Below are 20649 nucleotides of genomic sequence, written 5' to 3'. Positions count from 1 at the left end.
GTAAATTTTACACAAAGTAATTGTAAAAATTTGCTTTTTTTTAAAAAAATCACAACTTTTAAGTGTTGTTTTTACACTTAAATTACGAGATACATTTTTTTTTACTACTTTTTTTATCAGATTAATTTGTTTTTATAGATATTTTTTAATTAAATTTACAAATGTAAAATACACACTTATAAATTAACCAAAACAAAACAGAATGAAAACAAACCAACGATTATTTTTCTATTGCAATTTTTTATTGCCAAGAAAAGAATGGCTACTAGCGATAGTAGTTATGTTATTTTCTACTTATACTCTTTCTGCTCAAGAAGCTAAGGTCATTCAGGGAACCGTTACGTCTACAAAAGATGCAATGTCTTTACCTGGTGTAAATGTTTCAATAAAAGGTACTAATACAGTTACAGTTACTGGATTTAATGGAGAATATTCAATAAAAGCCACCCCAAAAGATGTTCTTGTTTTTTCTTACATAGGATTTTCAAATCAAGAAATTACTGTTGGAAACAAATCTCTAATAAACATAGTATTAAATGATGATTTGAATAAACTCGATGAAGTAGTTGTTATTGGGTACGGAACACAAAAGAAATCAGACCTTTCTGGATCAGTTGGCATTGTAAATATGGAATCCGCAAAAAAAACAGTAACCTATGATGCCGCAAAAATGCTTCAGGGACAAGTAGCTGGTGTAACGGTACAATCTTCTGGTGAACCAGGGGGATTTGTAAATATTAAAATTAGAGGGCTTAACTCGTTTACTAACAACAACCCTCTTTTTGTAATTGATGGAATGATTGTAGATTCTCCGTTTGATTTCGCCCCAGGAGATATCGAATCGATGCAAGTACTTAAAGATGCTTCATCGGCAGCTATTTACGGAGTTCGTGGTGCTAATGGTGTTGTAATTATTACAACCAAAAAAGGAAAAGCAGGGAAACTAAATATCAAATATAAATCTCTTGTTGGTTTTCAAAATGTATCCAAAAAATGGTCAGTAACTGACAGAGTAGGTTATCAAACGATTACCAGTGCTGCAGAAAAAAATGCTGGATTAAGTGTAGCTCCAGGAAATGACCCAACAAATCCACTTTATATTAGTAATGTTGATACTAATTGGCAAAATGCCGCATATGAAACTGGTGTTATAGAAAACCACTCGTTAGCGTTTAATGGCGGTGCTGAAGAATTAGCCTATAATATGAATATGGATTATTTCAAAAACAGCAGTTATATCAAATCTCCTCAAGACTATGAAAGATTGTCTATGAATTTGAATTTGAATGGAAAAAAGGGGAAATTCAAATACGGTACTAAAATAGGATATACACAATCTGACAAAGAAAATTTTAACAGTTATGTAGGAGAAAATGCAGTCGGGGCTTTAGTTGGTGCAATTCCTACAATGCCGGTTTATGATGCAAACCGATTAGGTGGTTACGGAGGTACAACCAACTTAACACAAAGAGCCATATCACTTAATGTTATAGGATTTAATAACTTAATAGAAAACAATGGAAAAAGAAACCGCTTTATTGGAGATGTCTGGGGAGAATATGAAATTGTAAAAGGATTAAAATATAAAATTGACGCCAGTTTTGACCGATTGGATTATGAAAACAGAAGATACATTCCACAAAGTGATTTAGGATGGTATTATATTACTACCAAAGAAGAAGCTTCATTAGATATATCAACAGGCAGCAATGACAAAACATTCTTTAACAACACATTAACCTACTCATTAGACATCGAAAAACATAAATTTGATATTTTGGCTGGCTGGGTACAAGAACGCAACGATTCTTATAATCACTGGTCAAGAGGTGTAGGCTATGATTCTGGTGAAATAAGTAAACTCCAATATGCAGATGATACTAGTACGGGAGAAAGTAATGTAACCATAACTGGTAAATCATATATAAGCAGAATCAATTATTCTTATGACGATCGCTATTTGTTGCAAGCTAACTTTAGACAAGACAAAACATCTCTTTTTAGCGAAAAAAACAATACCGCTAATAACTACTCCTTCTCTGGAGCTTGGAAATTAAGTAACGAAAAATTTATTCACTTGCCTGAATGGGTAAACACTATCAAATTAAGAGGTAGTTATGGTAAATTAGGAAACAATACTATTCCTCCGTATTTTTTCGCCACAACAATCAATAGTTTTGCGGGGTATGATTTTAATAATCAATTGGCTCCTGGTACAACAGTTGTAGCATCTTTAGATCCAAATGTACGATGGGAGGATGTAAAAACGACCGATGTAGCCCTTGAACTTGGATTGTTCAACAATGACTTGCAATTTACTGCAGAGTATTTTGTGAAAAATTCTACAAATTTATTGGTTGATGTTCCATTACCGTTTTCTACAGGTGCTTTCCCAGCATCTATTAGAACAAATGCCGGCGCAATGAGAAACAAAGGCTTTGAATTTTCTACAACGTACAACAACAACGACAATGCTTTCAAATACAGCATATCTGCCAATATAGGAACGTTGAAAAATGAAGTATTACAAATTGGTATCAATGGGAATCCAATCTATGGTGCTGCTTCAAAAACAGTAGTAGGCAGGTCTATAGGCGAAATTTTTGCTTATGAAACCGCTGGTATTTTTCAAAACGCCGCAGATCTTGCTGCATCACCAACACAAACCAATGCAGGAGTGGGTGACATTAAATTCAAAGATATCAACGGCGACGGTATGATTAGTGATCTAGACAGAACATTTCAAGGGATAACGATTCCTAAATATAGCTACGGTTTCAACTTTAGTGGTTCTTACAAAAACTGGGACATCGCTATGTTTTGGCAAGGTGCTGGAGGAAATAAAGTTTTCAATAGTATATACCGCAATTTAATGGCAGGACAATATGGAAACCACAGTACCGATGAACTTAATTATTGGACTCCTACAAATACCAATACAAACGTTCCTCGCCCAATTATTGGTGACCCTAATGCAAACGGTAGAGACTCTAATCGATTTATAGAAAATGGAGACTACCTAAGACTACAGACTATGGAAATTGGATATCAAATTCCAGTTCCTTCTAAAAGTTTTATTCAAAAAGCAAAAGTGTATGTAAATGGACAAAACTTATTGACTATTAGTAAATATAAAGGAAGTGATCCTGATTTTAATAGCAACGACGGATCTTTCTCTAGAGGATATGATGGTGGTTCATTCCCAAATCCTAGAACTGTTTCTTTAGGACTTGAAGTGAATTTTTAAAAACAACCAAACTAATTAAAACGAATCAAAATGAAATATAAAATATTTAATTATCTAGCTGGTTTCTTTTCACTGGCAGTTATAACAACAAGTTGTGTCAACAATGAAGATTTAATTCAGCTTGACCCTAATAATGATGCTGCAGATTCATTCTGGAAAACGGATCAAGACGCTATAGAAGGTGTAAATGCCGCTTATGGTAGTTTGTTAACTGATGGTACTTACATGCGAAGTACTCCTTTATTATTAGACCTAAAAGGGGATGATTCCAGAAGTAACAGTCCATGGGATGCAATGTACAATGTAGGTCGTTTCAACTCGAATGTTTCAAATTCTGCCATTTATGGTTGGGCTTATGAAACTTATTATCAAGGAATTTACCGTGCTAATCAAGTTTTGACCAATGTTGCCACCATCAACATGACCGATACAGCGCTTAAAAACAGAATCTTGGGTCAAGCCTATTTCTTGAGAGGATTGTATTTATTTCATGCGGTAAATATGTTTAAAAACGTACCCTTACCAACAGAAATTGCTGCTTTCTATCCTCAAAAAACAGAAGCTGAAGGTTGGAAACAAGTTATTGCTGATTTTAAAGCAGCAGCAGATTTACTTCCTACTTCATACACCAATGTTACTGGTTTAGATGCAGGTCAAAAAGGACGTGCCACAAAAGGAGCAGCTTTAGGATATTTAGGAAAAGCATACTTGTTTACCAAAGATTTCACAAATGCGAAAATTGCATTTAAACAAGTCATCGATTTAGGAGTTTACTCTTTAGTTTCTAATTACCGTGATAACTTTACTGACACTAACGAAAACAATTCAGAATCGCTATTCGAAGTACAATTCAGCAGAAGTGCAGGTGGTGTTGATTTAGGTTGGGGTGGTGCTCCAGCTACAGGATGGGGAAAAACATCAGCAAGAGCCATTACCTATGGACCTAGAGCTTTTGGATGGACAGATGTACAACCTACAAGAACATTATTTAATGAGTTCCAACAAGAAAAAACTACGGCAAATACAACAGATCCACGTTTAGATGCCACTATGTTCTATAACAAACCAGGTGGAATGCAACTTTACGGACAAAATTTCGCTACTGTTTATGCAGGAAATTTAGCAGATTTAAATGATTTATTTTGCCGAAAATATCAAAATTCTGATGGAGCGTATGCAAACGAATTTGACTGGCGTTCTGGTATAAACGAACGTCTATTACGTTATGCTGACGTATTGTTAATGTATGCCGAATGTTTAAACGAAACTGGCGATACTCCGGGGGCTTATACGTACATTCAAATGGTTAGAACTCGTGTAGGATTGCCTAATTTAGCTACTGCAAAACCAGGATTGTCACAAGCAACCATGAGAGATCAAATTGGACACGAAAGATTCTTGGAATTCCCATTAGAAGGACACCGTTTTGATGACATTCGTCGCTGGGGTTGGTTGCAAGATCCAGTAAAATTAGCATGGTTAAAATCAAGAGACGTTGAATTTAATTCTTATGCAACAGGAAGAGAATACTTCCCTATACCACAATTAGAAATGGATAACAATCCAGGTACGATTCAAAATACCGGATACTAATATTATTTATTTGAATTAGTTAAAACTTTAATATCACATGGTAAAATTTACCATGTGATATTATAACTTAAAGACATCATGAAAAAAGCGTTATTACTATTATTTGTTTTTATCTTTTGCAATCAAATTATTGTTGCGCAAAAAGAAACCACAGTACTTTCTATAAAAAATACTGCAAATGCACCTACTATCAATAAAAATATCTACGGACATTTTGCAGAACATTTAGGAAGATCGATTTATGGTGGCTTTTTTGTTGGGGATACTTCAAAAATACCCAATACGGCCGGCGTTCGAAATGATGTTGTAGCGGCTTTAAAAGACTTAAAAATACCAAATTTACGTTGGCCGGGCGGTTGTTTTGCCGATACCTACCACTGGAAAGATGGTATTGGACCAAAAGAAGAACGACCAACAATTGTAAACCAATGGTGGGGCGGCGTTACCGAAGACAATAGTTTTGGAACCCACGATTTCTTAAACCTATGCGAACTACTGGGTACCGAACCTTATTTAGCCGGAAACATGGGTAGTGGCACGGTTCAAGAATTAGCAGACTGGGTACAATACGTGAATTTTAATGGGAAAAGCCCAATGAGTGATTTGCGTATTAAAAATGGCAGAACAGCACCTTGGAAAGTAAAAATATGGGGCGTTGGCAACGAAGCTTGGGGTTGCGGCGGCAACATGACAGCCGATTATTACGCAGGTGAATACCGCAAATATGCCACCTTTATGTCCGATTGGTCCAACACAGGAGGCTTGATGCGTGTAGCTTCTGGGGCGAACAGTGCCGATTATAACTGGACTGAAACCTTAATGAAAAACATCCCAGGTAATATGCTTGGCGGAGTAGCTTTACATCATTATTCCGTAATTGATTGGGACAAAAAAGGAGATGGTGTTGATTTTACCGAAGACATTTATTTCAGAACCATGACACAAGCATTAAAAATGGAGGAACTCGTTACTAAACATTCCGCCATTATGGATAAATACGATCCAAAGAAAAAAATAGCCTTGGTAGTTGATGAATGGGGCGGTTGGTACGAAGTTGAAAAAGGCAGCAATCCTGGCTTTTTATACCAACAAAACACCATGAGAGACGCCGTTTTGGCGGGGAGCACCCTGAATATTTTCAACAATCATGCCGACAGAGTTCGTATGGCCAATTTGGCTCAATGCGTCAATGTACTACAAGCGGTTATTCTTACCGATAAAACAAAAATGTTGTTAACGCCAACCTATCACGTAATGAAAATGTATAGCGTACACCAAGACGCTACTTTAATACCCCTAACATTTGAGTCGCCTCTATACACACTCAATGACAAAAATTTACCAGCCATAAATATTTCGGCTTCAAAAGACGCTAAAGGCTTAACTCATGTTTCATTGGTAAATATTGACTCCAAAAAAGAAAATAAAATAGAGATTGACATAAAAGAACTTGGAATTAAAAATGTTACAGGAACCATAATCACTTCAACTAAATTGCAAGACCATAATACATTTGACAATCCAACAAAAATTCAACCCGTAATTTTTAAAGGATTTGAAATTAAAAAAGGCAAACTTGAAATAACAATTCCTCCTTTTTCTGTTGTAACTCTAGAAGGGAAATAAAAAACACGAAAATGAAAAAATCAAATTCCATTATAAAGTTAGTACCCTATTTAGTACTTTTTTTATTGATACTATCCGTGAGTAGTTGTTCCAGTAGCGATGACAGTCCGAGCCCTGCTCCAACACCGACACCAACGCCTACACCAACTCCTACACCAACATTTGCAGGACCTACTTATGCAGATAATTATTCCTCCATTGCTGCATGGGGTTCTAATTCGCAATGGAATTTAGCCAATGTACACGACCCTTCTGTCGAAAAATGTGGCGATTATTATTATATGTACCAAACAGATGCTTCTTATGGAAACGCACATGATGGACACGGGCATTTTCATTACAGACGTTCTAAAGATCTTGTAAATTGGGAATATATGGGACCTTCAATGACAACAGCACCAGCTTGGGTAAAAGATTCATTGAATAATAAAAGGGCTCGTATGGTTCCGGCTTTACCAGCAATTGCAAATCCTAGATACGGCTATTGGGCGCCTTACATCAAAAAAGTAGGCAGCAAATACCGAATGTATTACAGCATTGTGGTAGATGAACCGATTACAGGAGCCGATTTTACTTATTCATGGTCAGAGAGAGCCTTTATTGGATTGGCAGAATCAGACGATTTAGCCACTAATGTTTGGGTTGACAAAGGAATGGTAGTATGCTCTGAGCCAGACGGATTAAAACCGTATTCTTTTACAGGTACCAGAAATTGGGAAAATGCTTATTTCAAATTTAATGCTATCGACCCTACTTTTACCGTTACTCCAGAGGGCGAACATTATTTAATTTACGGTTCATGGCATTCCGGTATTGCAGCACTTAAACTGAATCCAACTACAGGAAAACCAGATCAATTAAAAACGTTAAGTGATTATGGAACACGTATTGCTTCTCGAAGTGCCACTAGTCGCTGGCAAGGCTCCGAAGGTCCAGAGATTATTTACAATCCGGACACTCAATATTATTATCTTTTCTTGGCTTATGATGGTTTAGATGTTCCTTACAACACCAGAGTTTGCCGTTCCAGAAGTATTACAGGTCCCTATCTAGGAATCAACGGTGCCAATGTAACCAATGGAGCTGATGCTTGGCCAATGCTTACGCATCCTTATGGATTTAACAACCATACCGGATGGGTTGGATTTGCGCATTGTTCCGTTTTTCAAAATCCAGATACCAAACAATGGTTCTATGCTTCTCAGGCTCGTTTGCCAAAGGATGTACCAGGTATCAATGCATCAAATGCCCTCATGATGGGACATGTTCGCGCCATAAAATGGACAGAAGACGGCTGGCCTGTAGTTGATCCCGAAAGATATGCTGCAGTACCAGAAACTACCATTAGCGACGCGTCATTCATTGGAACATGGGAGCAAATTACCATGAATTATCAATATGCAGTTATTCAAAAATCAACTACAATATATTTAACCGCTGACAAGAAAGTAAGCGGTGGAGTTACTGGAACTTGGTCGTATGACAGCACTAACAAAACACTAAACGTCAATGGCATAAAATGTAAAGTTAGTGATGCTTGGGACTGGGAAAAAAGCACTCGTAAAGTAACCATTTCTTATTCTGGACTTACCGCTGCGGGAGTTCCAATTTGGGGTAAAAAAATAGATTGATAGATTCTTTTAATATTTAGATTAGTTAGTAAAAAATGCTCCTTTTGTTTCTTTACAGGAGAGGGCATTTGGATAAAACAAACACAGTAAAAAGCTGTAACGTCTTTAAAGAAATGAAAAAAACACTCTCCATCCTATCGCTTTTGGTACTTATTGCGTCTTGCAAAACCATAAAGCCAGATGAGGTTACGGCTTACGCCAATGGAAATGCAAATCCAACTTTGACAATGAATAATCCCATTATCAAAGACAAATACACGGGAGATCCTGCAGCTTTGGTATACAAAGACAAAGTATATCTCTATGCCGGCCATGATGAAGCGCCAAATGATTTCAATTTTTATAAAATGAATGAATGGTTGGTGTATTCCTCATCCGATATGGTGCATTGGCAAGAACATCCCGTACCGCTAAAAGTGACTGATTTTACGTGGGCAAAATCCGATGCTTGGGCTGCTCAAGTTATTGAACGCAACGGAAAATTCTATTGGTATGTAACCGTTTCACATGGAACTATCAATGGAAAAGCGATCGGTGTTGGTGTTTCCGACAGTCCAACAGGTCCTTTCAAAGATGCTTTAGGAAAGGCTCTTATTACCAATGACATGACCACACAAACCAAGATCGATTGGGATGATATTGACCCAACTGTTATAATTGATGATGATGATGGCCAAGCCTATCTTTTTTGGGGAAATACTGTTTGCCATTATGCAAAATTGAAAGCTAACATGATTGAACTTGACGGCCCAATACAGACCATCAGTTTACCCAATTATACCGAAGCACCTTGGATTCACAAACATAACAATTGGTATTATTTGTCCTATGCCTATCAATTTCCTGAAAAAATAGCCTATGCCATGAGCAAGTCTATTAAAGGACCATGGGAATACAAAGGAATTTTAAATGAACTTGCCGGCAACTCGAATACAAATCATCAAGCTATAATTGATTTCAAAGGAGACTCTTATTTTATCTATCACAATGGAGGTACTCAGCCTAACGGTAGCAGTTTTAGAAGATCCGTTTGTGTGGACCGTTTATATTACAATGAAGATGGAACTATGAAACGAGTAATTATGACTTCGGAAGGGATAACGCAGTAAGCAATTTTCAGGAATTGCTTTAAACACAAACGATTAATAAAACCATTTAAACTTACATTTTCTTAAATGACTTATATGGTTAAAAAAAAATAAAACATGAAATTATATAAAAAAATACATCTCCTGCTCTTCATGCTTGTGCTGACAATGACAATTCCTTCATGGGCGCAAGACATTACCGTTCATGATCCCGTGATGATTAAACAAAAAGACACGTATTATTTGTATTGTACGGGACAAGGAATTAGTGTTTTTAGTTCTAAAGACATGAAAAACTGGAATCCGGAACCTGCTGTATTTAAAGAAAAACCGGTTTGGGTTGACTCAGTCGTACCTGATTTCAAAAATCACATTTGGGCACCCGATATTTCATTTCACAACAACACCTATTATTTGTATTATTCAGTTTCTGCTTTCGCAAAAAACACTTCGGCTATAGCTGTAGCAACTAATACTACTTTAAATTCAAAAGACCCTGCTTATAAATGGGTAGACCACGGAATTGTAATCCAATCAATTCCAAACCGTGATATGTGGAATGCCATAGATCCGAATTTAACATTCGATGAAAATAACACGCCTTGGTTGGCTTTTGGCTCTTTTTGGGATGGTTTAAAAATGGTCAAATTAAATCCTGATTTAAAATCACTAGCTCAACCAGAAGAATGGTTTACCATATCAAAGCGCAAAAGAACTTTTGAATTAGCCGATACTAATCCCGGAGATGGCGCCTTGGAAGCTCCTTTTATATTCAAAAAGAACGGGTATTATTATCAATTCCTTTCTTGGGATTTGTGTTGCCGCGGCGAAAAAAGTACTTACAAAGTAGTCGTGGGAAGATCAAAAAGTATTACAGGTCCTTATGTAGATAAAGACGGAAAATTATTAAACGAAGGTGGTGGAACATTACTTATTCAAGGAAATGAAAACTGGTACGGAGCTGGTCACAACAGTACTTATACTTTTGACGGGAAAGATTATATTGTTTTTCATGCCTATGAAACCAAGAATAATGGAAGACCAAAATTAGAAATCAAAGAATTGAAATGGGATGCCAATTTATGGCCTATTGTTCAATAACGCAATTAAAAATAGATGAAATGACCCTCATCAAAAAATTAAAATCCGTTCCAATAAGCCTAGCTTGTCTGACAAGGTGTTAGAAAAAATAAAAATTGGATTGATTATAAAAAGATAAAGACCAAATAGTAAAAACAATTAAAGTTTAGAGTTCAATTCAAGAAACTTCAAACCTTAACTTTAAAAAAAATGAAAAAAATGAAACCGAATTTAATTACTAAAATCACCCTTTGTGGCCTATTACTGAATGGTATATATGTCAATGCCCAAAAAACGAATCTCGAAGTTAATATTGCCAATACAATTACTAAAATTCAACCTACGATGTATGGTGCCTTTTTTGAAGACATCAATTTTGCCGCGGATGGTGGATTATATGCTGAAATGATTAAAAACCGTTCTTTCGAATTTGAAACGCCACTAATGGGATGGAAGCAACCAAATAGCGACAAACATTCTTTCAATGAACAATCAGGTATTGCAACAACCATCAAAGTATTGGAAAATAAAACCAATCCAAATTTTTGCAGGGTTCTTGTAAATAATGACAAAGGATTTGAAATGATTAATGAAGGATTTAGAGGAATGGGAATAAAAAAAGATGCTCGTTATAATCTTTCTCTAAAAGCGGCTAATCACAACGGAGCCATTAAAAAAATCATCATCCAATTTATTGACAGAAATAAAAAGGTTTTAGGCGAAACCATCATTGTACCGACAGCTACTGATTGGCAATCCTATTCTGCACAATTTACAGCTACTCAAACAGAAGCAAAAGCGCAGTTAAAAATCACTTTCGAAGGAACAGGAACAATCGATCTAGATATGATTTCCCTATTCCCAGAAGACACTTGGAAAAATAGAAAAAATGGTTTGCGTAAAGATATCGTTCAATTACTTTATGATATGAAACCTGGATTTTTGAGATTCCCCGGAGGCTGTATTGTCGAAGGAAGAACTTTGGCACAACGGTACCAATGGAAAAAAACCGTGGGTGATGTGGATAAAAGAGAAACCTTAATCAACCGATGGAATACCGAGTTTGACCATAAACCAGCTCCTGATTATTTTCAGACTTTTGGATTGGGATTTTTTGAATATTTCCAACTTTCAGAAGATCTTGGCGCACAGCCATTACCTATTTTAAGTTGTGGAATGGCATGTCAATTCAATACTGGAGAATTAGTTCCAATGGATGAGTTAGATCCTTACGTGCAAGATGCCTTGGATTTAATTGAATTTGCAAATGGTGGCATTGAAACTCCTTGGGGAAGAATCCGTTCTGAAATGGGACATCCAAAACCTTTTAATTTAAAACTTATTGGTGTTGGAAATGAGCAATGGGGACCTCAATACATCGAAAGATTTAAAGTATTTGAAAAAGCGATTAAATCAAAATATCCAAAAATGACCATCGTGTCAGGAGCCGGTCCATTTCCAGAAGGCGATTATTTTGATTACGGCATGCAGGAACTTAAAAAGTTAAATGCCGAAATCGTTGATGAACATTATTATAAAAACCCACAATGGTTTAGAGAAAATGCAACTCGTTATGATAAATACGACAGAAAAGGGCCTAAAGTTTTCGCAGGTGAATATGCTGCCCAAAGTGTGGCTATTGCAAGTCCTGATAACAAAAACAATTGGGAATGTGCGTTTTCTGAAGCTGCTTTTATGACCGGTTTAGAAAGAAACGCCGAGGTGGTGAACCTAACTTCCTATGCTCCATTGATGGCGCATGAAGAAGCTTGGCAATGGACACCGGATTTACTTTGGTTCAACAATTTAGAAGCCTATGGTTCCGCTAATTATTACGTGCAAAAATTATTTTCAACTAATAAAGGAACCGATTTAATAGCCATCACAAAAGACGGAAAACCAGTAATTGGACAAAATAATCTTTTTGCTTCAGCGGTAAAAGATGTAAACACTAAAGAAGTAATCGTAAAATTAGTAAACACGGCTGCAACGGCACAAGAAGTAAATTTAGACTTAAAAGGAAGCAAATTAGCCTCAAAAGGAACTGTTATTACACTTACAAGTCCAAATTTGCAAGACGAAAACTCTTTTGCTAATCCCAAAAAAATAAGCCCTACAGAAAACGAATTAAAGTTGAAAGGAGAGAAAGCTAAAATGAACCTTCCAGCCTATTCGGTAACCGTTTTGAAGATAATGTTGAAATAATCACAACATAATAATTGTATTATTGACATTTATTTTTTATTTTACTCATAAACAACTATTTTATTGATGTTTTGATAAAAATGATCTAATTAAATTAAATTAAGTGTTTTTTATACACTTATAAAATAAATATATTTATATTTGCATTTCTCTTAAAAAGATTTTAGAATGAAAAATTACGTTATAGGATTAGACTACGGAACAGATTCTGTTCGAGCGATTTTAATAGATACAGAAAACGGGCAGGAATTGGCATCGAATGTTTGTCACTACAAGCGTTGGAAAAATAAAGAATATTGTAACGCATCTATAAATCAGTTTCGTCAACACCCTTTAGATCATATCGAAGGATTAGAATCCACCATAAAATATGTTGTTGCAAACAGCAATGTAGACCCTTCCCTAATACGAAGTATTTGCATTGACACAACCGGTTCTTCACCAGTACCAGTTACTGAAGACGGGACACCTTTGGCTTTGACAAAAGGCTTTGAGAACAACCCTAATGCCATGATGGTATTATGGAAAGACCATACTTCTATAAATGAAGCGAATGAAATCAATGAACTTGCCGCTACTTGGGGTGGAGAAAATTTCACAAAATATGTTGGAGGAATTTACTCTTCCGAATGGTTTTGGGCAAAAATCTTGCACATAGCCAAACAAGATGAAGCTGTAAAAAATGCCGCTTACACTTGGATGGAACATTGTGATTTAATGACGTATTTATTGATTGACAATAAAGATTTAAAATCGTTTAAAAGAAGCCGTTGCGCAGCTGGTCATAAAGCGATGTGGCACGAAGACTGGAACGGTTTACCTTCAGTAGAATTTCTGGGGAAACTACATCCTTATCTTGCGGCACTTCGCGGAAGATTGTACGATGAAACATATACATCAGATCTTGTAGCAGGAAATTTAAGCCAAGAATGGGCTACCAGATTGGGACTTACCACAAATACAGTTATTGCTGTTGGAACATTTGATGCGCACTCAGGTGCTGTTGGAGCAAAAATAGAAGAACATACCTTGGTTCGTGTTATGGGAACCTCAACTTGTGATATTATTATTGCTTCAGAAGAGGCAATAGGAACTAAATCAGTACGTGGAATCTGCGGACAAGTTGACGGATCCGTAATCCCTGGTTTCATTGGTTTAGAAGCTGGTCAATCCGCTTTTGGAGATTTATTGGCTTGGTATAAAGAATTACTACTGTGGCCAACGGATAATTTATTAGCTACTTCTACCCTTTTGACTGATACTCAAAAAGAGCAACTAAAAGAAGAAATGAGCGATAATTTAATTATAAAATTGACAGCTGAAGCAGAAAAAATCCCATTATCAGAAAGTGTTCCAATCGCCTTAGATTGGATTAACGGAAGAAGAACACCGGATGCCAATCAGGAAATAAAAAGCGCCATTTCTAATTTATCATTAGGCACAAAAGCACCTCATTTATTCAAATCACTAGTTAACGCCATCTGTTTTGGTTCTAAGAAAATAGTAGACCGTTTTGAAGAAGAAGGGGTAAAAATAAACAGTGTCATCGGAATTGGTGGTGTTGCGAGAAAATCACCTTATATCATGCAAACCTTGGCTAATGTTTTGAACAAGCCTATTAAAATTGCAGCTTCGGATCAAACACCGGCATTAGGTGCAGCTATTTATGCAGCAGTTGCGGCAGGAATTTATCCTAATGTAATTGAAGCCAGTCAAAAAATGGGAAGCGATTTTGACGGAGAATATTTCCCTCAATTAGATAAAGTTGCAGCCTACAACAAATTGTTGTTAGCCTATGACCAATTAAGCTCTTTTGCAGATCCGTCTCTTAAAAAACTACAACCAGAACACTATGTATAAAGATTTAAAACAAGAATGCTACGAAGCAAACATGCAATTAAACGCATTGAATTTAGTAGTATATACTTTTGGAAATGTAAGCGCTGTAGATAGGAAAAATGGCGTTTTTGCCATAAAACCTAGTGGCATTCCTTATGAAGATTTAAAACCGGAAGACATTGTTATTGTGGATTTTGACAACAACATTATCGAAGGTAACATGCGTCCTTCATCGGATACAAAAACGCATGCTTATTTATATAAAAACTGGCCGAACATTGGCGGTGTGGCACACACTCATGCTACTTATTCTGTGGCTTGGGCGCAATCACAAAGAGACATTCCAATCTTTGGAACAACACATGCCGATCACTTAACATCTGATATTCCTTGTGCAGCTCCAATGAGTGATGCGCTTATCGAGGGAAATTACGAACACAATACCGGAATTCAAATTTTGGATTGTTTCAAAGAAAAAAACCTTTCTTACGAAGAAGTCGAAATGATTCTAATCGGAAATCACGGTCCTTTTGCTTGGGGAAAAAACGCTGCAAAAGCGGTTTATAACAGTAAAGTTTTAGAAGTAGTCGCCGAAATGGCTCACTTGACATTACTAATTAACCCAAATGCACCAAGACTAAAAGATTCCTTAATAAAAAAACATTACGAACGTAAACACGGAAAAGACTCGTATTACGGACAGTAATTGTCCAACACATTGAACAGTTAAACGATTAAACAAATAAACGATTAAACAAAAAACATGATCGATATATCTCAAAAAGAAATTTGGTTTGTAGTAGGAAGCCAAGAATTATATGGTGAAGAAACACTACGAAAAGTAGCGGAACATTCACAACACATTGCAAAAGGATTAGATGCTTCATCACATATACCCGTAAAAATCGTGTATAAAGATGTAGTAAAGTCTCCATCTCAAATTACTAATGTATGTTTAGAAGCTAATTCGAACAAAAACTGTATTGGTATTGTGGCTTGGATGCATACTTTTTCGCCTGCTAAAATGTGGATTGGTGGTTTAAGCATTCTTAAAAAACCGTTGTGCCACTTACACACACAATTCAACGCTGAAATTCCATGGGCTTCAATGGATATGGACTTTATGAACTTAAATCAATCGGCTCACGGAGATAGAGAATTTGGTTTCATCATGTCCAGAATGCGTAAAAAACGCAAAGTGGTTGTGGGACATTGGGAAGACGAACGTGTTCAAAAAAAATTAGCTATTTGGTCCAGAGTGGTTTTAGGTTGGGATGAATTCCAAAACTTAAAAGTTGCCAGAATTGGAGACAATATGCGTGAAGTTGCAGTAACCGAAGGAGATAAAGTCGAAGCCCAAATCCGTTTTGGTTTTTCGGTAAATGGTTTCGACTCTTCGGACGTTACAAAACATATTGACACGGTTTCTGATGCCGACATAAACAAACTAGTTGAAGTATATGAAGCCTCTTATACATTAGCTCCAGCGCTTCAAAAAGGAGGTGCTCAAAGAGAAGCATTAGTAGAAGCTGCTAAAATAGAAATAGGCCTTAGAGCTTTCCTTGAAGAAGGCGGTTTCAAAGCGTTTACAGATACTTTCGAAAATCTTGGTTCGTTAAAACAACTTCCTGGAATTGCAGTACAACGCCTTATGGCTGATGGATACGGTTTTGGTGGTGAAGGTGACTGGAAAACTGCAGCGATGCTTAGAGCAATGAAAGTAATGAATGTAGGTCTTGAAAGCCAAGGCGGAACTTCCTTCATGGAAGATTATACGTATCATTTTACACCTGAAAAATCATATGTTTTAGGTTCGCATATGTTAGAAATCTGTTCTTCTATTGCTGATGCAAAAGCTTCTTGCGAAGTACACCCATTAGGAATTGGAGGAAAAGAAGATCCAGTTCGTTTAGTATTTAATGTAGCTGCAGGAAATGCAATTAATGCTTCATTAGTTGATATGGGTAACCGTTTCAGATTGATTGTAAACGAAGTAGAAGCGGTAGCGCCTATGGCTGATTTGCCTAAACTTCCTGTTGCACGTGTTTTATGGGATTGCAAGCCCAACCTCGATATTGCAGCAACATCATGGATATTAGCAGGTGGTGCACATCATACGGTGTACAGCCAAGTGATCACCACGGAATATATGGAAGATTTTGCCGATATTGCAGGAATAGAATTGCTTGTTATCGATGAGAAAACTACTATCAGAGATTTTAAAGATAAAATCAATGCTAACGAAGCGTATTACCACCTTTTTCAACATGGCATGTAACACCAAAAATTTAAAATTATGAATATAGTAAAACGTTGTATTTATGGAATTTCCATTATGAGTTTAGCAAGTATGAGTATTCAATGTAAAGGAGATAAAAAAGCCGGAGCCGATGAAACTGCTTTAGAAGCTAAAGCTACAGACTCAGTATCTATAGCAAAAGCGGCATATGGTAAAACGGATAAAGGCGAACAAGTTGATCGCTACACGCTGAAAAACCAAAAAGGAATGGAAGTAAATATTATTACTTATGGTGGTATTATTTCTTCTTTAAAAGTGCCTAACAAAGCGGGAGTTTCAGAAGAAGTTGTTATCGGTTTTAATTCTTTGGAACAATACATGAAACCCAATCCTTATTTTGGAGCCCTTATCGGAAGATATGGTAACCGAATTGCAAAAGGTAAATTTACTTTGGATGGAAAAGAATATTCTTTAGCTATCAATAACGAACCAAATGCTCTACATGGAGGACCAGAAGGTTTTCATAGAGTCGTTTGGACTGCCGCCGAAGCAAAAGGTGGCGATAGCGCTTCCTTGAAATTGAAGTATGTGAGTAAAGACATGGAGGAAGGATACCCAGGAAACTTGACCGTTTTTGTAACCTACACGTTAAAAAATGACAATTCCCTAGATGTACTTTATGAAGCGACTACAGACAAGAAAACAATCGTGAATTTAACGCAACATTCGTATTTTAATTTATCATCTGATTTTTCTAAACCTATTTTAAATGATGAAATAACTATCGATGCTGACAAATTAGTTCCAGTAGATGCAACCTTAATACCTACAGGTAAATTGACCGATGTAACGAATACACCTTTCGACTTTAGAAAACCTAAAGTTGTTGGAAAAGACATCGAAGTTAAAGACGATCAGTTGAAAAAAGGATTGGGTTACGATCATTGTTGGGTACTAAACAATCAAGGCAAAGGGGAACGTTTTGCAGCTTCTGCCTATGATGCAGGAAGCGGAAGATTGCTTGAAGTATACACGGACCAACCAGGAATACAATTATATACCGGAAACTTTTTAGACGGAACTTTACCAATGAGAAATGGTGGGACTTATGCACACAGAACTGGCTTGTGTTTAGAAACACAACATTATCCAGATTCTCCAAATCAAAAAGATTTTCCATCTACGGTTTTAAGCCCCGGGGAGAATTACAAAACAAAAACTACATTTAAGTTTTCAGTAAAATAAATTTAATAAAAAGACGCTAACTATTATAGATTATTTTTCTATACCATAATTAATAAGTTGAATGGTTTGGTTTATCATATGGAATTAGTTAGTAAGCCCGGAAGTAACACTTTCGGGCTTTTTTATGCTTGTTTATTTTTATACAGCAAAGAAATTAAATCATCTCTTTGTCATTCCTGACAAATTTCAAGACACAAATTTGCAATATGAAAAAACTCATTCTCTTGCCTATAAATAGAATTAAACAATAATTTTTCACAAAAAAAAACCTCGAAAGCACAAACTCTCGAGGTTTTTTAGAATTAATAAGATCCTTTTATAATACTATATCTTCACCACAAAACCACCATGAGGTTTCATCGTTACTTTTAGTTTAGTGCTTTTTGACACTGCATTTTGCTGAAATCCTTTCTCATTTTCAGAAATAATAAAACCTTTACTATTGGTTACAAAAGACAAATCAATCTCCATTTCTTTTGTCGTGTTTTCTCCATTAACTCCAACGATATGCCAAACGTTATCTTTTTTTCTTGCCATTACAATATATTTTCCGGGATACCCATCAATAAATTTAGAGTCATCCCAATTAGTTGGAATATCTTTTAGATAATCGACAACATAGGCGGGCATTTTGGCCATTCCTTCCGGTATTTCGGCGATGTGTTGCACTCCGGATAAGAATAAAACAGGCAATGCCAATTCGTAAGCTGGAGTCGTTCTTCGTTTTATATTTGGAACTGCATCTAACACCATTGGCGTAAAATCCATTGGATCAAAAACATTTCTTGCAAAAGGAAGCATCGCACAATGCGTTGGTTCTAAATCAGCAATATCTTGAAAAAAGCTAATGTACTCGTACCCTTTGACTGCTTCTGCTGAAACTAAATTAGGATACGTGCGTTGCCATCCTCTAGGCAAAGTAGCCCCATGGAAATTTATTAATAATTTATGGTCAGCAGCATCCTTTAACATATCATGGTAATAGGCAATCATCGATTGTCCGTCACCCCCAAAAAAATCTACCTTTATTCCAGCAATGTCTAAATCATTAAGTCTCGAAAACTACCTATCTCTATCGGCATGTGTGAGTAATTTGCTTTTAGGCTCCTCTAATGTACTATTCCACGATCCCGATGAATTGTACCAAACCAGTACTTTTACATTTTTTTCTTTGGCGTAAGCCACTAATTCCTTCATTTTAACATCGCCTATTTTGGTATCCCAACCGGCGTCAATTAAGCAATACGCCCAATTCATTTTAGAAGCATAATCAATAAACTTGATTGTAGTTTCATAATTAATAGATTCATCTTTTAACAAAACCCAACTCCAAGAAGCCAAACCACTTTTTATAAAGGAAGTGTCAATAGGAATTGCCGGATCGGCCAAATCAGTTCCTAATGTACTTTCAGTAATTGTTTTTAAGGATCCAATGGCAACTATTCGCCAAGGAGTATACCATGGCAATTTAGATTCTGGATTCAATGCGCCATTGGGAAAAATCTCTTCTTTTTGTGGGAAGGTTACCTGCATTGCTTTTGATGCATCGTTATACACCAATCGGGTACCACAGTAATTACTCGATAATCCGGTTTCAGAAACTAAAAGCCAAGTCTCATTCGTATTAAATAAAGCCGGATACACCCACCCTTCTCCAATCGCGGGTTTTGTATTTACGGGAACACCCATCGCATAATGTTCCTCGTAAGCAGGATTGGTTTCTTTCCATCCTGTTTTAGCTTTAGACATAGGTTGCAACCAAGCTTTTGTGGTAGAATCAAAATTATAAGTGGTTTTCTCTTCGACTATTTTTTTGATTGCTGTTGAGGTTTCTGGAAAATAGTATCGCAACGCAATTCCATCACGGGATAGTTGAAAAATAATATCCATAGTTTCTCCGGTACTATTTTGTAAGCGCACCGTATATTGATTTGCAGCATAAGAAATTTGTTTTCGTTTCCCTTGCAACATGGAATAGGTTGATTTAATTGGTGTTGACGAAGAAACATTTACTATTTTTAAACCGGTATAAAAATTGGCATCTTCTCTTATAATCCCCAAATCGGAGGTATTGATAACCAATTTATCTTTAAAGAAAACTTTGTAAGACGGCGTCTTGCTTGAAGTTAGATTAAATTCCATTTTTATTGTTTTATCCGAATTGACAAAATAATAAGCGGTTGGTTTCCCCGCAAACGAAGTCAATGATACAGCCAATAAAGCTAGCAAAACTATTTTTTTCATAATTAAGTGTTTAATTTACACTTACAAGAATACAAAAATAAATTTATATAAATAACGATATCACTAAAATTTCATAACCCAATTTAGAATATCACAAAAACCAATTTGATTATAAAAAATGCTGCAAATGAAGAGTATGACCTTAAGCATACGAATAAAAACACATGTTGAAATCTAAATTGGTACAGTAAATCATTAGATACTGATCAAGTAACTAGTAATCAATATCTTTATGTGACTGATGAACTTAGAATGTCTATGTCTTATATTGATGAAAAACATACTAAAAAATGAGGGTTTCAGATAATGCAAAAGAAATTTTAAATTATAAAATCTACACTTTTTATAGGTTAAATTTTACCAAATTGTGGTTTTCCGTAATGAAACGATAGTATTATTGATGTTATTTGCTTGTATTCATCTTATGAAAACATCTAATTTAAAACACTTATTATGGAAAAAATTCAAGCTATCAAGCCAGGTCCAAAACCTAAAACGCCAGATGAAAGAAGGCGAGTTACGGCCACCTAATCAGCCAAAACATCCTGATTTAAAACCTCATATCCATAAGCCAAAGGATTGAAGGGTTTAATTTTAAGAATAAAAGAGATA

The 20649-nt window shown here is 36.0% G+C and carries 12 protein-coding genes and 1 pseudogene; 11 read left to right on the top strand and 2 right to left on the bottom strand.

The window, feature by feature from the left end; genetic code table 11:
- Positions 1 to 202: 202 nt before the first annotated feature.
- From ACM55M_RS03325 to ACM55M_RS03275, 11 genes are all read left to right on the top strand, one after another.
- Positions 203 to 3247: a SusC/RagA family TonB-linked outer membrane protein gene (locus ACM55M_RS03325; protein WP_416856074.1), complete on the top strand. Its 3045-nt coding sequence runs from the start codon at positions 203 to 205 to the stop codon at positions 3245 to 3247.
- A 30-nt stretch (positions 3248 to 3277) separates the two neighbouring features.
- Positions 3278 to 4840, top strand: coding sequence for a RagB/SusD family nutrient uptake outer membrane protein (locus tag ACM55M_RS03320; protein ID WP_416856073.1), 1563 nt, complete (start codon positions 3278 to 3280; stop codon positions 4838 to 4840).
- Positions 4841 to 4918: 78 nt separating this feature from the next.
- The gene (locus ACM55M_RS03315) at positions 4919 to 6466 is read left to right on the top strand and encodes an alpha-N-arabinofuranosidase (RefSeq protein ID WP_416856072.1); all 1548 of its coding nucleotides are present in this window, start codon (positions 4919 to 4921) and stop codon (positions 6464 to 6466) included.
- 11 nt (positions 6467 to 6477) lie between these two features.
- Positions 6478 to 8097, top strand: a complete 1620-nt coding sequence (locus tag ACM55M_RS03310; RefSeq protein WP_416856071.1) for an arabinan endo-1,5-alpha-L-arabinosidase — start codon at positions 6478 to 6480, stop codon at positions 8095 to 8097.
- Between the two features lie 113 nt (positions 8098 to 8210).
- Positions 8211 to 9206, top strand: a complete 996-nt coding sequence (locus ACM55M_RS03305) for a glycoside hydrolase family 43 protein (RefSeq protein ID WP_416856070.1) — start codon at positions 8211 to 8213, stop codon at positions 9204 to 9206.
- A 96-nt stretch (positions 9207 to 9302) separates the two neighbouring features.
- A complete protein-coding gene (locus ACM55M_RS03300) occupies positions 9303 to 10286 on the top strand; it encodes an arabinan endo-1,5-alpha-L-arabinosidase (RefSeq protein ID WP_416856069.1) in 984 nt (327 codons plus the stop codon).
- A gap of 198 nt (positions 10287 to 10484) precedes the next feature.
- Positions 10485 to 12470 carry an alpha-L-arabinofuranosidase C-terminal domain-containing protein gene (locus ACM55M_RS03295; RefSeq protein WP_416856068.1) on the top strand — a complete coding sequence of 662 codons (1986 nt, stop codon included), beginning with the start codon at positions 10485 to 10487 and terminating at the stop codon, positions 12468 to 12470.
- Positions 12471 to 12638: 168 nt separating this feature from the next.
- Positions 12639 to 14330, top strand: coding sequence for a ribulokinase (locus ACM55M_RS03290; protein WP_416856067.1), 1692 nt, complete (start codon positions 12639 to 12641; stop codon positions 14328 to 14330).
- A complete protein-coding gene (locus ACM55M_RS03285) occupies positions 14323 to 15015 on the top strand; it encodes an L-ribulose-5-phosphate 4-epimerase (RefSeq protein WP_416856066.1) in 693 nt (230 codons plus the stop codon). Before ACM55M_RS03290 ends, ACM55M_RS03285 begins: the two co-directional genes overlap by 8 nt.
- A 57-nt stretch (positions 15016 to 15072) precedes the next feature.
- Positions 15073 to 16587, top strand: coding sequence for an L-arabinose isomerase (gene araA / locus ACM55M_RS03280; protein ID WP_416856065.1), 1515 nt, complete (start codon positions 15073 to 15075; stop codon positions 16585 to 16587).
- A gap of 18 nt (positions 16588 to 16605) precedes the next feature.
- Positions 16606 to 17793: an aldose epimerase family protein gene (locus ACM55M_RS03275; RefSeq protein WP_416856064.1), complete on the top strand. Its 1188-nt coding sequence runs from the start codon at positions 16606 to 16608 to the stop codon at positions 17791 to 17793.
- 324 nt (positions 17794 to 18117) lie between these two features.
- Here the strand turns inward: ACM55M_RS03275 and ACM55M_RS03270 are convergent, their stop codons facing one another.
- Both ACM55M_RS03270 and ACM55M_RS03265 read right to left on the bottom strand, forming a co-directional pair.
- On the bottom strand, positions 18118 to 18423 hold the full coding sequence (locus ACM55M_RS03270) for a glycoside hydrolase family 97 C-terminal domain-containing protein (RefSeq protein ID WP_416856285.1): 306 nt from the start codon (positions 18421 to 18423) through the stop codon (positions 18118 to 18120).
- 246 nt (positions 18424 to 18669) lie between these two features.
- Positions 18670 to 20037: pseudogene (locus ACM55M_RS03265) on the bottom strand (glycoside hydrolase family 97 N-terminal domain-containing protein); the annotation flags it as partial.
- Between the last annotated feature and the right edge of the window lie 612 nt (positions 20038 to 20649).

The organism is Flavobacterium galactosi (genome assembly GCF_048158585.1).
Lineage (GTDB): Bacteria > Bacteroidota > Bacteroidia > Flavobacteriales > Flavobacteriaceae > Flavobacterium > Flavobacterium galactosi.
Note: the sequence above shows the minus strand (reverse complement) of the source record. Positions and strands in the feature narration are given on the sequence as shown.